This is a genomic window from Spirosoma sp. (assembly GCF_026391055.1).
Taxonomy (GTDB): Bacteria; Bacteroidota; Bacteroidia; order Cytophagales; family Spirosomataceae; genus Spirosoma.
Map to the genome: position 1 here is coordinate 268,329 of NZ_JAPLET010000017.1, position 14,009 is coordinate 282,337.

Sequence of the window (14,009 nt, forward strand, 5' to 3'; positions counted from 1 at the left end):
ACGCCAGGCACTAACTCATAAGCGCGGACTTATCGAGTATCTGAACGACATCCTTTGTCAATACTTTCTGGCCGGTTCGGGCGGCTTCGAAAATGGCTTCGATCAGTTGAACATCCCGCTTACCCAGTTCGCCGGGTACGGTTGTGGGCTTGTTTTGCAGGATGCAGTTGGCAAAGGCATCCATCTGATGCGCCTGTTGAGGTACGTTCTCAATTTCCATTTTACCCTGGCTGGTTTTTCCTTCCAGACCATCATATGCGTAGGCCGGAGATAGTTCAAACCAACCTTTGGCGGCTTCGGCCCGCAGCTTGTTGTACTTATCGTTGAAACTGGCTTTGCAGCCGGCTATGGTTCCATCGGGAAAATACAGGCTAAAATCCATGCCTTCTTCAATCTTGCTGAATTTCTCCCTATCCGTAACCGGGTGCTTTCGGGCCGTAACAGCAATGGGTATCTGCCCTTTGGTATAAATAGCCCCCTGTATGCAATACACACCCACATCGCGCAAGGGGCCGCCCCCACCCACACCGCGTCCCAACCGCCAGGGTGAGCTTTCGTCCTGAACCTGCCCATTTTCGGCTACGATCCGATTTATTTTCCCAAAGGCCTCCTTCTGTCCCAGTCGCATCATCTCCTGATTATGCGGCTCAAAATGCAGCCGGTAGCCAATGGACAATTGCCGATTGGCTTTTTTACAGGCGTCAATCATCTGCTGACACTCTTCGGCATTCATAGCCATTGGCTTTTCGCAGATAACGTGCTTACCCGCTTTGGCCGCCCGAATGACATATTCGGCGTGCATGGAGTTAGGGAGCACTACATACACAATGTCGATATCCGGGTTGTCGGCAATTTTATCGAACGTCTTGTAATCGTAAATATTCTTTTCGGGGATGTTGTACTTTGACTTCCACTTCTCGGCTTTATCTGGTGTGCCCGTTACGATACCCGCCAGTCGGCAGTTGGTGGTCTTTTCAAGTGCCGGTGCCAGTTGACCTTCGCTGTATTGTCCAAGTCCAACAAGGGCAATGCCCAGCTTACGCGTCGAGCCCTGTGTAGTGGTAGTCGAACTGGCCGACTCGGCCGTTGCTTTATCACTTTTGCCCCCGCAGCTTTGCAGGCCCAGTACAGACAGTCCGGGAAGTACAACCGAAGCCGCGCCCATCTGGTAAATGAACTGGCGTCGTGAGTGAGAAGATTGTTGCATAACGAAGACAGATTTAGCCTAGAAAACCGACTGGTAAAGCCCGGCGATTTTACCTGTTCTAACCTTCCCCTGCCTTAAATGTTCGGTCACAGAGTCCCCAAGTGAGTTTCTGGGAGACCCGACATCACCTGTTAAAAAAAAAGAGACTGCTTATAAAAGCAGTCTCGAGAACAAATTTGACGTTAGTTACCGGGCGAGCCAGCCACCCGTAAATCCGGCTTTAATCAGGCCACGCTTAATATGCGGATTCTTCTGCATCAGTTTCCAGATGAACTCCGAGCGCATATTCTCAGCCATCAGCAGGATAGGTCCCTGGTCGATGCCGAGGTAGTCAATATCGAACCAGCCGTTTTGTGTGGAGCCATTGGAAACACGAGCCGGATAGCGATACGTTGGATTAAAGGCATCACGAAAACCATAGTCGCCATACAGTTTCGCCCCATATTTCGCTTTCATGGCCCGCAGAGCAGGCACTGACAGTTCCGGCGCAAACGCCATCGAACCACCCGCTGCCGTGGGAGCAATCGTACCATCGTCTACGATCTGCGTGCTGGCAGCTCCCCGCGCCCGATACGAGAAAAATTGCTTTCCATTTATCAACGTATCGGCGGGGCCGTCGCAGGCGGTGAGCCCCCAGATGGTCGGGCCGTAGTCCTGCCATTTGCCCGGATTGGCTACGCAGTAGGCCCGGTTGGCATAGGTGGCCCGGCGCGAGTTCTCGAAATAGTCGATGCCTTTGCCCCGCATATACTCGTCTTTGATACCCCGAAAATCAATCCAGACGTGTGAGTACTGATGACCAAACAGTGGGTCGAAATTCACGTGCGTCTGGTCGTAGAAGGTTGCCCACGGATATGATTTGGTCCAGGCGGCCCAGACATCGGTGCCAACAGCGTGCGTGGGCGAACCCAGCGCCAGGACATACAGTAGCATTCCTTCGTTATAGCCGGTCCAGTCGTTCTTGATGAAGCCGGATTCCGGGTGCCAGCCCATCGACACAAACGGCCTGGACGCCGGACCGTTGTTATTCTGAAACCACACCCAGTCAACCCGGCCGTAAATCTGGTCGGCGAGTTGGCGAATTTCCGTTTCAACGGCGTTGTTCTGATCAAAATAGCTTTGTGCGCTCAGGATGCCACCCAGCAGCAGGGCCGTGTCAATGGTCGACAGTTCAACCTGCTTGAAACGTTCGCCGGTTTTCATATCCAAAAAGTGGTAGAAAAAACCTTTGTAGCCCGTTACGCCCGTTGCCTTATCGGATTGCGGTGCCTTGGCGAAGAAGCGGAGCGTTTTCAGGGTACGGTCGGCGGCTTGTGCCCGCGTCACATAGCCGCGCTCCACCCCCACCAGATACGACGTTAGCCCAAAGCCCACGGCGGCAATACTGGCAAACGAGTTGGATGGTGCCCGGTCAGGAACCAGCCCGTTTTCGGCGTTCGTCGTCTCCCAGAAATAGCGAAACGTATCCTTTTGCAGACTATCCAAAAACGTATTGTCGGAGCCGGACAGTTTGAAAGCGGTTGAAGCAGGGGGCACTGATTGCGTTTTTGGCTGGCAGCAGACAATCGTGAGGCTGGAGCAGGTAAGGAGAATGGCGAGGAGTTGTTTCATAAATTAAGCTGTAAAAAATACCACCCCCAACCCCTCCTGTTTTAGGAGGGGTCTCAAACAAGGGTACCCCGTTACAAAGCCTCCTCCTGTTTCAGGAGGGGATTGGGGGTGGTACTTCAGTTGGGATGGAAAACACCTGCTAATACCCCGGATTCTGCGTCAATTGACCACCGCTCAACTGAATTTGCGGTTGGGGAATCGGGAATACTTCGTGCTTACCTGCTACAAAGTTCTTACCAAGGGCCTGATAAACAGCCGCTGCCCGTCCCTGCCGGACCAGATCGAAATACCGGTCGTGCTCAAACGCTAACTCGACTCGGCGTTCGTTCCAGATAGCCAGCCGCAAATCGGCCTGGGCGGTTGTCGTTACGTTTGGCAAAGCCGTAGCGACACCACCCCGTGCCCTTGCCCGCACCTGATTCAGGGCCGTGACGGCTTTGGTTGGCTGGCCAAGTTCATTGGCGGCTTCAGCATTCATCAATAGTACTTCGGCGTAACGCAGTACCCGAACATTTTTACTGGTTTCCCAGGTGTTACCGTTGTTCGTTTCCCGCGTGAAACTCACGTAGGCTTTCATATTGTAATACGGATTTTCGGCGTTTGGGCTAACCACCCGGCCATCCCAGAGCGTCATACCGCGTTGAATGATGGTGCCATCCTTGCGGGTATCGCCGGGTTCGTACGCTTTGACCAGATTTTCGGAGGGCGTGTTGAAACCCCAGCCCCAGCCGTTTTCACCCCGTGCGCCCTGCGATTCGAAATAACCCTGAACCCCTTTATTGGGCGTTACACCCCGACCCTGAATCTCGAAGATCGACTCAACACCGTTCTCCGACGATTCGCGCCAGAGTTCGGCGTAGTTAGGCTGCAAGGAATACTGACCTGATGCAATGACCTCGTCGGTCAGTTGGAGCACCACATTCCACTTCTTTTCGTACATCGACACTTTAGCCAGTAAGGCTTTGGCGGCTCCTTTAGTGGCTCGGCCCAGGTCGGCTGAGTTGTACTGCGATTTCTCCGGCAGATTCGCGACGGCCGTTGCCAGATCGGTTTCAATCTGCGTGTAGACCTGCGCCGACGTCGCCCGCACCCGTCCCTGCTGAATATCGCTGGCGTTGGTCGGGTCGGCCACTTTGGTAATCAGCGGCACCCCGCCAAACGAGCGAACGAGGTTGAAATAGCAATAGGCCCGCAGGAAACTGGCTTCGCCGATGAGCCGGTTCTTCAGGGTGTCGTTGATGGTCAACGCCGGGAGATTGTCGAGCGCCTGATTGGCGCGGGCAATGGCTTCATACTGGCCACCCCAAACTTCGTTGAACGAGATGCTGGAGGGCGTGAACGTAAAGTTGTCCAACTGGTCCTTATCCGTGCCTGTATCGCCCGGTGAGCTGCCTTTATCGGCATCATCCGAGGCAATGCTGGTAAGGCCATTCCACGAAAATGAGTGAAAATTCCAGTCGACCATTTTGGAATAAATGGCGTTGACTAGACTCGTAGCCGCATCGGCATTACTCGAGAAAAAATCCGTTGGGGTTTGCTGTCCCTGGGGCGGCACATCCAGAAAGGACTTGGAACAGCCACTGGCAATCACCAGACCGCCAATGCAGGTGTATGTAATGAGTTTCTGAAACGTTTTCATCTGCGTTGTTTACTTAAAAGCCAATGTTCAGACCTGCCAGATAAGCCGACGTGACCGGATAGGTTCCCAGCTCGATACCGGCGTTCAACGGGTTACTGCCCGGCAGTTCCGGGGTATATCCGGAGAACGCTTTGATAGTCAGCGCATTTTGCGCCGTCACGTAGAACCGAACTCGACTTACTTTCAGCGACGACACCAGTTCCTTTGGTAAGGTATAACCCAGCGTTACGTTGTTGATTCGGAAGAAAGACCCCGATTCGACGTAATAGGTTGAAGAAACAGGCACGGAATTACTGGCGCGTGGTTCGGTGTTGCTGGGGTTAGTTGACGTCCAGCGGTCGGCGCGTGAAGCTTCGATGTTCTCGTTACCAAAGCGCTGGGCCTTTTTGCCATTGTACACTTTGTTGCCGAAGTTGGCGTACCAGTCGGTCGAGAAGTCGAAGCCGCCGTAGGTGAAACCACCGTTGATGCCGAAGTACAGTTTAGGCTGGTAGGAGCCCACGAACACACGGTCATTATCGTCAATAACGCCATCGCCGTTCTGGTCTACGTAGCGGAAATCGCCGGGTTTAGTACCCTGAATTTTAGCCGCCGTGTTGTTCACCTGCTCCTGAGTCTGGAAAATACCATCGGTTTGCCACACCCAGAAGCTCCCTACCGGCTGACCAACTGCTGTGCGGGTCGTGTACTGCCCGTTGCCAATGCCGCCTTCGTTGATGGGCAATCCGCCCTGCACATCTTCCAGCCGGTTGCGGTTGATGGTGGCGTTTGCGCCGATGTTGTAGTTGAAGCCGCTGCTTGAGTTGTTGCGCCAGTTCAGGGCAAATTCAAAACCCCGGTTCCGAACACTGGCCGCATTGGTCAGGTAAGCCGCGTCGACATCCCCGAAGATGGCGTCGATGGGCCGCTGGAACAGGGCGTCGCTGGTGAGTTTATTGTAGTACGTAAATTCTCCCGTCAGCCGGTTCTTGGCGAGGGCGAACTCCAGGCCAATGTCCGTACCGGTCGTTACTTCCCAGTGTAGATTCGGATCGATCAGGTTAGTGATGGTCCGTCCCTGTTGCAATGTCTGGTTCGGCCCGAACGCGTAGTCGAGTCCGCTGGCGATGGTGTACTGAAAGGCACTCGGGTCGATGCGGTCGTTACCGGTTTTACCCCAGCTTACCCGCGCTTTCAACTGGTCGAAGGGTGTTTTGCCGCGTAGAAATGGCTCTTCGCTGATTACCCAGCCAGCTCCCAGCGAGGGAAAGAAGCCCCAGCGGTTGTTGGTTGGAAACTTGCTCGACCCATCGTAGCGCGCCGTACCGGTAAACAGGTAGCGGTCGGCAAAGTTGTAGTTGACCCGACCAATGTACGATTGCCGGGTTTGAATACTGCCCACTTCGCTGTTCGTGGCCGACGAGGCATTGCCCGTATTCAGGTAAAAATAGTTCGACTGGGGAGGTACATCCTGTCGGGCTGAGGTCAGTATGTTGTTCTGGAAACGCTCGACTACATAACCACCCAGGATTTTCACCGTATGCTGTTTCGCGAAGGTGTTGGTATACTCGGCGGTGTTGGTCCAGAGCCAGCGGGAACTAGTCGACCGGCCCACGTTCAGGGCACTCGTCAGATTGCGCTGATTGGCCGATACCTGATAGACTGGATCGTAGTTGTAGGCCCGGTTGGCGTTGCTCTCAATCCCGAAGTTCGAGAGGACTGTAATCTTCTTTAACAGCGTCAGGTTTCCGTAAAACGACCCTTGCAGCCGTAGCCCCTTGGCGTTGTAATTGGTGTAGTCCAGTTGCGCAACGGGGTTCGCTACGTTGTTCCGGGGCGTAAATCCGTAGGTACCGTCAGCATTCCGAACCGGCACGACCGGTGCCTGCTTGTAGGCATTCGTGAACGCGGAGTAGGCCGTTGTGCTGGGGATAGCCGGATCGGCCGTACCCGAAAGGTCTGAATTATCGTTGGCCAGACTCAGGTTGTGGCCCAGTTTCAGCACCGGCGAGAGCGTGTACTCGTTGTTCAGACGGAGGGTCAGACGGCTGTAGTCCGTTCCTTTCAGAATCCCTTTCTCGCTGAAATAACCCGCGCTGAACAGGTAAGTCGTTTTGTCAGTACCACCACTAACGGAGAGCGAATGGTTCTGCTGTATACCCGTACGGGTAATGGCTTTAAACCAGTCGGTGTTGGCTGCGTTGGTAGCCGTTGGGTCGAAGGGTAGGGTGGCCGTTGGGTCGTCGTAGCGAACCGCTTCGTTGTTATATTGGGTAAACAACTGCGCATCGGCCATTTTTACCCGATAGGCGGGCGTCCGAATCCCCACATACGCATCATAATTGACAGTAGGTGCCCCCGATTTGCCGCGTTTGGTGGTAATCAGCACCACACCATTGGCCGCCCGAACGCCATAAATAGCCGTTGCCGAGGCATCTTTCAGAATGTCGACCGAGGTAATATCGGAAGTATTGATGTTGCGAATGTCTTCGGTAATAATCCCGTCGACCACATAAAGCGGGTCGGCCCCGCCCAGCAGCGTACCCGTTCCCCGAATCCGGACGGTAGGTGCCTGACCCGGTGCACCCGAGTTGATGATCTGCACCCCGGCCACCTTACTTTGCAGGGCCTGCGTGGCCGACAGCACCGGCTGCCGCACTAGCTCTTCACCTTTCACCTGCGCAACGGAACCCGTCACGTCAATCTTGCGCTGCGTACCGTACCCAACCACAACAACCTCCTGCAAGGCGCGGGCGTCGTCGGCGAGTTCAACGTTGATGGTGGTTTGATTGCCTACCGGTACTTCCTGAGTAGTCATCCCAATCATGCTGAACTGAATGACCGCGCCAGCGGGTACGCTAATCTGATAATTACCCTCTACATCGGTAGCGGTCCCGGTTGTCGTGCCGCGTACCAGAACGTTTACGCCCGGAAGTCCCTGCTTGTCCTCTTTGTTGACAACCCTTCCTGTAATCTGCTGATTTTGAGCCCACACGTTTCCGCTTACGGCCAGCCAGATTACCGTTAAAAAGTAACCAAGTGTTTTCATAGTTGAGTTAAAATTTAAATTGGGGTACAAAAATAAGTATTCCTATGGGAATACTATTTAAACTTTCTTTAGCCTCATTTTAACCGGCAATGAATCAGAATGTTAGGCAACGAAATATTATTTGGCACCTTTTTTTGTAGATACCGACGCTCGGTACTACAAATGGTTGACCACAAAAATCCTTCATGGGTAGAAGCTCGGGACATCGGCTTTTTTCGCCTGTATGAAGCCTCTACTCCTCCTGTTCCTCGTCCTCTTCTGCCAACCGGTTCGGGTAGTTGGCCAAGCGAAATCGCCGGTAAAAAAACCGAACATTCTCCTTATTCTGGCCGATGATCTGGGCTACGGTGATCTGGGCAGTTACGGTGCTCCTGATATCCGGACACCCCACATTGACTCACTCGTTCGGGCGGGGATGCGGTTCAGCCACTTCTATGCGAACTCGTCCGTTTGTTCTCCCTCACGGGCTGCCCTACTGAGCGGGCGCTATCCCGAGCAGGTGGGCGTACCGGGCGTTATCCGAACCATGCCCGATGACAACTGGGGATATCTGTCACCAACGTCTACCTTACTGCCTTCTGTATTGAAGAAAAACGGGTACCACACCGCCCTGATTGGCAAGTGGCACCTGGGTTTGGAGTCGCCAAATCTGCCCAACGACCGGGAGTTCGATCTGTTTCATGGCTTCGAAGGGGATATGATGGACGACTACTACACGCATTTACGCCACGACCGAAACTACATGCGGCTCAACCGGCAGATCATCAATCCGCAGGGACACGCTACCGATCTGTTTACCCAGTGGGCAACGGATTATCTCGGGCAACGCGCCGGTCAATCAAATCCTTTTTTCCTGTATCTGGCTTACAATGCCCCGCACGACCCCATTCAGCCCCCTGCCGACTGGCTGGCCAGGGTGAAAGCGCGTCAGCCGGGCATCAGTGATAAACGCGCCAAACTGGTAGGTTTAATTGAACACATGGACGATGGTATCGGCAAAGTCATTCAGACACTCCGCGCGAAGGGCCTTTATGAGAACACACTAATCGTGTTTGTCAGCGACAACGGCGGAAAGCTGTTTGATGGGGCTAATAATGGGCCACTGCGTAGCGGAAAAGGGCACATGTACGAGGGAGGCATTCGGATACCAGCCTGTGTAGTCTGGCCCGGTAAAGTTGCCGCGCAAAGCCAGTCTCAGCAACCACTTCTGCTGATGGATATCTTCCCAACATTGCTGGAAGCATCCGGCACAAGCATCGGGCATTCGATTGACGGGCAAAGTTTCTTATCCATTTTGCGGGGAGAAGGTCAGCCGCCAGCCGCCGAACGGCCTCTTTTCTTCATCCGGCGCGAAGGTGGTAGCGAATACAATGGCAAAACAATCGACGCGGTTCGACTCGGCGACTGGAAACTGCTTCAAGACAGCCCGTACAGACCGCTGGAATTGTACAATCTGAAAGAAGACCCATTGGAAAAAACAAACCGGGCAAGCGACCGTCCGGAGGAATTCAGGCGGCTGGAAAAACTCATGCGCGAGCATACGCGCCAGAGTGGAGCCATTCCTTGGGAAAAACGTAACAAAGATTTTTGAGATGCGATTTTGGACGAGTACTAGTTTGCTACGGCTATCGTAGACCGTTCAGCGGGCAGGCCCGCCTGTTTGGCAAACGACGTCAGTAAACGATGGTAGTTCTGTACCTGCTCCTGCCGATAGGCATCGCTCCAGTTCAGTTCAGCAGCCATCAGGTCGGCAACCTGCGGAGTAATCTGGGTTGTTAACTGCCAGTCGGCCAGTTCAAGACGCCACCGGCGGGCCAGCACATCGCGGAGGGTAACGGCCATTTCTTCCCGTACCTGATAGATCACTTCGGCCCGAATATAAGGCTGTTGGTCTGTCAGCTTTTGGGCTAGTTCCGGCTGCGAAACGGTTAGTTCTGCCACCTGGCCGGCACGGCTGCCATACGTTTTCATCAACTGCTGACACACCTCGGCCGGTAAATTATACTGACGGTGCAATGTCTCCCAATCCTCGAAGCGGTAGCCTTCGCCCCCGATCAGGTAATGCGTTTCGGTACGGCCGGGTACAGTCTTCTTCTTCAGCACTTCGCCAACCCGGTCAATAGCATCCTGCGCCATCAGGCGGTAAGTTGTCCATTTCCCGCCCAGCAAACTCAATAGACCGGACTCTTCGTCCTGCTCAATCTCGTGGTCGCGCAACAGCGTTTTCGTATCCGCGCGGCTGCTCACAATAAGCGGCCGGATACCCCCAAAACCCGACTGTACATCGGCGCGGACGGGCGCTTTGGCCAGGTAAGGGCGTACGGTTTCGAGCAGGTAATCAACCTCGTCCGATTCCAGCACCGGCTCTTTAGCCAGATCGGAATAATCGTTATCGGTCGTGCCAACAAACACCTTATCGCCAAACGGAATGGCAAATACCACCCGGCCATCCGTCGTTTTTGGAATCAGAATGGCGTAGTCGCTCTGGAGCGTTTCACGCGGGAGTACGATATGAACGCCTTTGCTGGGTCGGATACGTGGACTCAGTTCGGGGTTTGCCAATAGACGGATGCTATCAGCATAGGGCCCTGTGCAGTTCAGGAATACACTCGCCCGGATCGTTACGGTTTCGCCTGTCAGCTGATCCTTTACGGTAGCGGTTTTAAGCTGGCCTTTCTCCCGGCTAAAATCCGTGACGGCCGCGTAGTTAGCCACAGCAGCACCGGCTTCGTCGGCGGAGTGAGCCAGTGCCAGTGCATAGCGGGCATCGTTGAACTGACCGTCATAGTAGAGAACGGCGCTGTGCATCTGCGGTGTCAGCTTCGGGCTTTTCTCGAGTGCCTGCGCCCGGTTGAGCCAGCTTCCTTTCGGGAAGGCGTCATGACCGGCAATAAAATCGTAGAGGGTCAGCCCAACGGTCATGTACATTCCCTCAAACCAGCTGAATACGGGCGTCAGGATGGCGAGTGGATGCGCTAAATGGGGAGCGTTTCGAATAACCGTCCGGCGTTCGGCCAGTCCGTGTCGAACCTGACGCAGTTGTGCCAGATCGAGCTTTTTGATGGCTTGTTCGAGGTAGCGAACACCGCCGTGTATCAATTTCGTTGATCTGGAAGAAGTCTCTCCGGCAAAATCACTTCGATCAATCAAGGCCACACTGTACCCGCGCAGCACCGCATCCAAAGCGGCACCGGCACCACTGGCACCTGCCCCAATTATACAAATATCAAATTTTTCCTGCCGCAGCCGCTCCCAGTTTTTTTGCCGATTCATACACAAAGGTAAAACTATTACGACATTAAGTAATGCAGTATAGTAACTGAGTGCGCGCTTAATGATTTGTTAACCAATCGATTTGTTAACTCCTACAATCTGCCGGTTACCCGGAAAAGCTCCGGCTCCGGCCACCAAAAAATCCACTTCGGCCACCCGACGGGCGCACCGTACGCGTCACCCGCGAGCTGCGGATATTTTCACCAACTTGAGTTGAGCGTTGAAACAGGCCCGGATTCGTGTAAAAGCCAGACCCGTATCGGCGCTGATCATTTTGAAACTGGGATGAATTATTGCGCCCCAGCATGTAGCCCAGGCTACCCCACAGTAAAGCGTTGGCTAAACCATTGTGATGATAGGCATGGTAAGCACCCGGATTATTGAGGTACGTACTCGTCGACTTATCGGTTTCGACAAGCCGTTTGGCCGCTTCAACGCTCAGCGTGTCGCGATGACCATCGTAATAGTTCACGATAGCTCCGGCCTTATCGGGTCCTGTCTGAACTTCATCCGTGATTTTAAAATTGCCCGGTGCCGTTTCGGTAATGTACGTCCGAACACCTTGCTTAAAGCTGGTTTCGGTTCGCTCTTCCTGCTCATCGGAACTATTATTGCCACAACTCTGCAACAGAACCGCACCGTTTAGCAGGGCCAGACTAAGGGTAGCACTGAGGGTAATATCTTTTACGCGCCGAAGTACGGCATGCCGACGGAGAGGTGTCATGGCCTGAATAGTAAGTTTGGCTACTAAACTACGGCACATACGCGATGGTTACAACCCAATAGGGATGAACTGCCTGACACATCGATCAGCGGTCCTTAAAACGGACAGTATTTCGTGCCAAAAAGGACAGCTACTCCGGCCGATACACTGACGACACTAACCACCCGGTCACTGCTGAACGTGCCACTTTGCGAGCGAACAGACCCATTGGTAGCGGTTGAGGTTAGATTATGGAACGTAAAATCAGCACGGCTATAATCGGCATTGAGCAGCAATGAGGTGCTAAGCCCAAGCCGGTAGCGGACCGACATCCCCCCCCGAGTGCGAAGGCAGTGCTCTGAGAACCGGTTGTTCGCACAGACATCTCGGTGGTACCGAAATTACCGGACATGGACGTATTGGGCAACACAGCCAGGGCACGACCGGCCAGTAAATGGGCATCGACAGAAAAACGGCCCATCGGAATGTTGACATAGGGGCCTGCCAGTACGCTCAATACCGACCAGTTATCGGCTTTGGCCGTCCATATGTCTGTATCATTGCGATACAGGGCATCGAGCATGGCACTGGTATTGACCGTATTGCGGTGCTGTTCACTACGAATCATCACGCCCACCGGCCCGGCAATTTGATAGCCTGCCGATGCGCTGAACACAACACCCTGGCCAGCCATACAGGCCCGGTCATCGACGGGTGAGCAACGGGCAAACTGACCTATGGGTAAGCTAGTGCCGGCTGATACAGCAAAAAAGCCTTGCTTATCCTGATGGTATAAAATAAATGTCTTCTGGCAAATCGCTACCGTTGTCATACCCGACGCCAACACAGTGATGAATAGCTCTTTCATGGCTTAATCCGTTACTGCTGAGCGCAGTATAAAGGCAATAAGCACATCTTTACAAATACAGTGCCAAGAAATCAGGAGTAATGTATTGCCGGGTTTGAGGACCCGGCAACACACATTACCCACATCAGCCTCGTCTCTACTCCATCATGGCCAGATAAACGCCATTTGTCCAGCCGAAACCATCCTGATTGGGGTATTCTCCTCCTCCAGTGGTTAGAGCTGCGTCTACCACATTATATTTTTCCATCATTTTACCTGTGGCATGAAACACCTTATCGTTGAGGGACAGCCAGCGTTTGCGGCCCTCGTTGGCGGTTTCGGTAAAGCCATAATTCATCAATGCACGATATACCATCCACTGCAAGGGCGCCCAGCCGTTTGGCCAGTCCCACTGCTGACCGGTATTCATCAGGGTAGTTACCCAGCCACCCGCCTGCAAAAAATCAGCGTTGAGCCGATCGTGAACCCGCGCAGCCTGTTCGGGGGTGGCAAGCTTAAAAAACAACGGAAAAACGCCGGCGAGGGTAAGGGCTGGCGTCGGCTCATGCCGTATCGCGTCGTAATCGTGGAAGAAACCGGTTATATCATTCCAGAAAAGCGTCTCTATCGCCTGCTTCCGGGCGTCAATCTGCCCGGCGAATTTATCTGTGTCTGAGCCCGTCTGTTGATTAGCCTCCTCCAGCGTTGTTTCCAGCGAGTATACTAAACAGTTTAAGTCTACCGGTACAATCTCAGTTGTATGGATTTTAGCCATCATGTGCTGGTCGATGAACCAGCGGCTGCTAAAATCCCAGCCCGACTCACAGGCCGCCCGGATATGAGTAAATAACTCGGCCGGTACAATGCCGAGGGGTTCACTATCTCCGGCCAGCTCGACTTCCTGCCGGTAAGCCTCCGGCCGGGGTGTTGGGCAGGTATCCCAATACCGATTTACGACTGAACAGCCCGGCACACGAACCACCCGTTTGATAATTGGCTGCTCCTGGGTGAGGGTTTGGCTGCCCTGCATCCAGAAGTCATACTCCCGCTGTAGCTGTGGTTTGTACCGGACGAGCGTTTCCGGACCATCGATATCGGCCAGTAACTTTACCATCAGGGCAAAGTAAGGTGGCTGCGACCGGCTAAGGAAATACGTCCGATTCCCGTTGGGGATAAACCCGATGGTATCGATCAGGTAGGCAAAGTTATCCACCATCCCCCGAATCAAATCGACCCGACCTGCTCCCTCCAGCCCGAGTATGGTAAAGTAACTATCCCAGTAAAAAATCTCGCGAAACCGGCCACCCGGCACTACGTACGGATACGGGAGCGGCACCCGGGAGCTTCCTTCGGCGGATGGCGGGTCGGCCGGGCGGGAAAGATGCTCCCACAGCAGATTAACATGTTCGGTGGTACTGACAGACGTATCGCTGACATAATTACCGGCTACTTTTTCGGGCACCCAGAACGTATCGTGCACGAAGTCACTTAAATCAAAATCGGCCTTTATCTTCTCCGTTTCGTACCGGGCAAGGATGGTGGCCGGCGCCAGTTTGGGTACACAGTCGACAAACGTTTTTGAGTCGGCAAAAACATGACCCAATTGTACATCACGGAACAACTCGCCAAAAAGTTGATCGGGTGATTGAAGAGCAGATGAAGTGGTCAAAATAAGTGAATCGGTTCAAATGATCGGATGGG

At 53.7% G+C, this 14,009-nt stretch carries 9 protein-coding genes; 1 reads left to right on the plus strand and 8 read right to left on the minus strand.

Features of this window, described 5'->3' with window-relative positions; all coding sequences use genetic code 11:
* Nucleotides 1-10: 10 nt before the first annotated feature.
* The 4 genes from NT073_RS09950 to NT073_RS09965 form a co-directional block, all read right to left on the minus strand.
* Nucleotides 11-1,207, minus strand: coding sequence for a Gfo/Idh/MocA family oxidoreductase (locus NT073_RS09950; RefSeq protein WP_297372510.1), 1,197 nt, complete (start codon nucleotides 1,205-1,207; stop codon nucleotides 11-13).
* Nucleotides 1,208-1,393: 186 nt separating this feature from the next.
* A complete protein-coding gene (locus NT073_RS09955; protein ID WP_297372511.1) occupies nucleotides 1,394-2,818 on the minus strand; it encodes a glucoamylase family protein in 1,425 nt (474 codons plus the stop codon).
* A gap of 139 nt (nucleotides 2,819-2,957) precedes the next feature.
* The gene (locus tag NT073_RS09960; protein WP_297372512.1) at nucleotides 2,958-4,457 is read right to left on the minus strand and encodes a RagB/SusD family nutrient uptake outer membrane protein; all 1,500 of its coding nucleotides are present in this window, start codon (nucleotides 4,455-4,457) and stop codon (nucleotides 2,958-2,960) included.
* A gap of 13 nt (nucleotides 4,458-4,470) precedes the next feature.
* The gene (locus NT073_RS09965; protein WP_297372514.1) at nucleotides 4,471-7,485 is read right to left on the minus strand and encodes a TonB-dependent receptor; all 3,015 of its coding nucleotides are present in this window, start codon (nucleotides 7,483-7,485) and stop codon (nucleotides 4,471-4,473) included.
* Nucleotides 7,486-7,708: 223 nt separating this feature from the next.
* Here NT073_RS09965 and NT073_RS09970 point away from each other — a divergent pair, with 223 nt between their 5' ends.
* Nucleotides 7,709-9,076, plus strand: coding sequence for a sulfatase-like hydrolase/transferase (locus tag NT073_RS09970; protein ID WP_297372516.1), 1,368 nt, complete (start codon nucleotides 7,709-7,711; stop codon nucleotides 9,074-9,076).
* A gap of 20 nt (nucleotides 9,077-9,096) precedes the next feature.
* On the opposite strand, the gene NT073_RS09975 is transcribed toward NT073_RS09970, so the two are convergent.
* The 4 genes from NT073_RS09975 to treF form a co-directional block, all read right to left on the minus strand.
* Entirely contained in the window at nucleotides 9,097-10,758 is a 1,662-nt protein-coding gene (locus NT073_RS09975) for an FAD-dependent oxidoreductase (RefSeq protein ID WP_297372518.1), read from the minus strand.
* A 106-nt stretch (nucleotides 10,759-10,864) separates the two neighbouring features.
* Nucleotides 10,865-11,482: a hypothetical protein gene (locus NT073_RS09980; RefSeq protein WP_297372520.1), complete on the minus strand. Its 618-nt coding sequence runs from the start codon at nucleotides 11,480-11,482 to the stop codon at nucleotides 10,865-10,867.
* 223 nt (nucleotides 11,483-11,705) lie between these two features.
* Nucleotides 11,706-12,329 (minus strand): hypothetical protein, encoded by a 624-nt coding sequence (locus tag NT073_RS09985; protein WP_297372522.1) that lies wholly within the window; start codon nucleotides 12,327-12,329, stop codon nucleotides 11,706-11,708.
* Nucleotides 12,330-12,465: 136 nt separating this feature from the next.
* Nucleotides 12,466-13,977, minus strand: a complete 1,512-nt coding sequence (treF, locus tag NT073_RS09990; protein ID WP_297372524.1) for an alpha,alpha-trehalase TreF — start codon at nucleotides 13,975-13,977, stop codon at nucleotides 12,466-12,468.
* Between the last annotated feature and the right edge of the window lie 32 nt (nucleotides 13,978-14,009).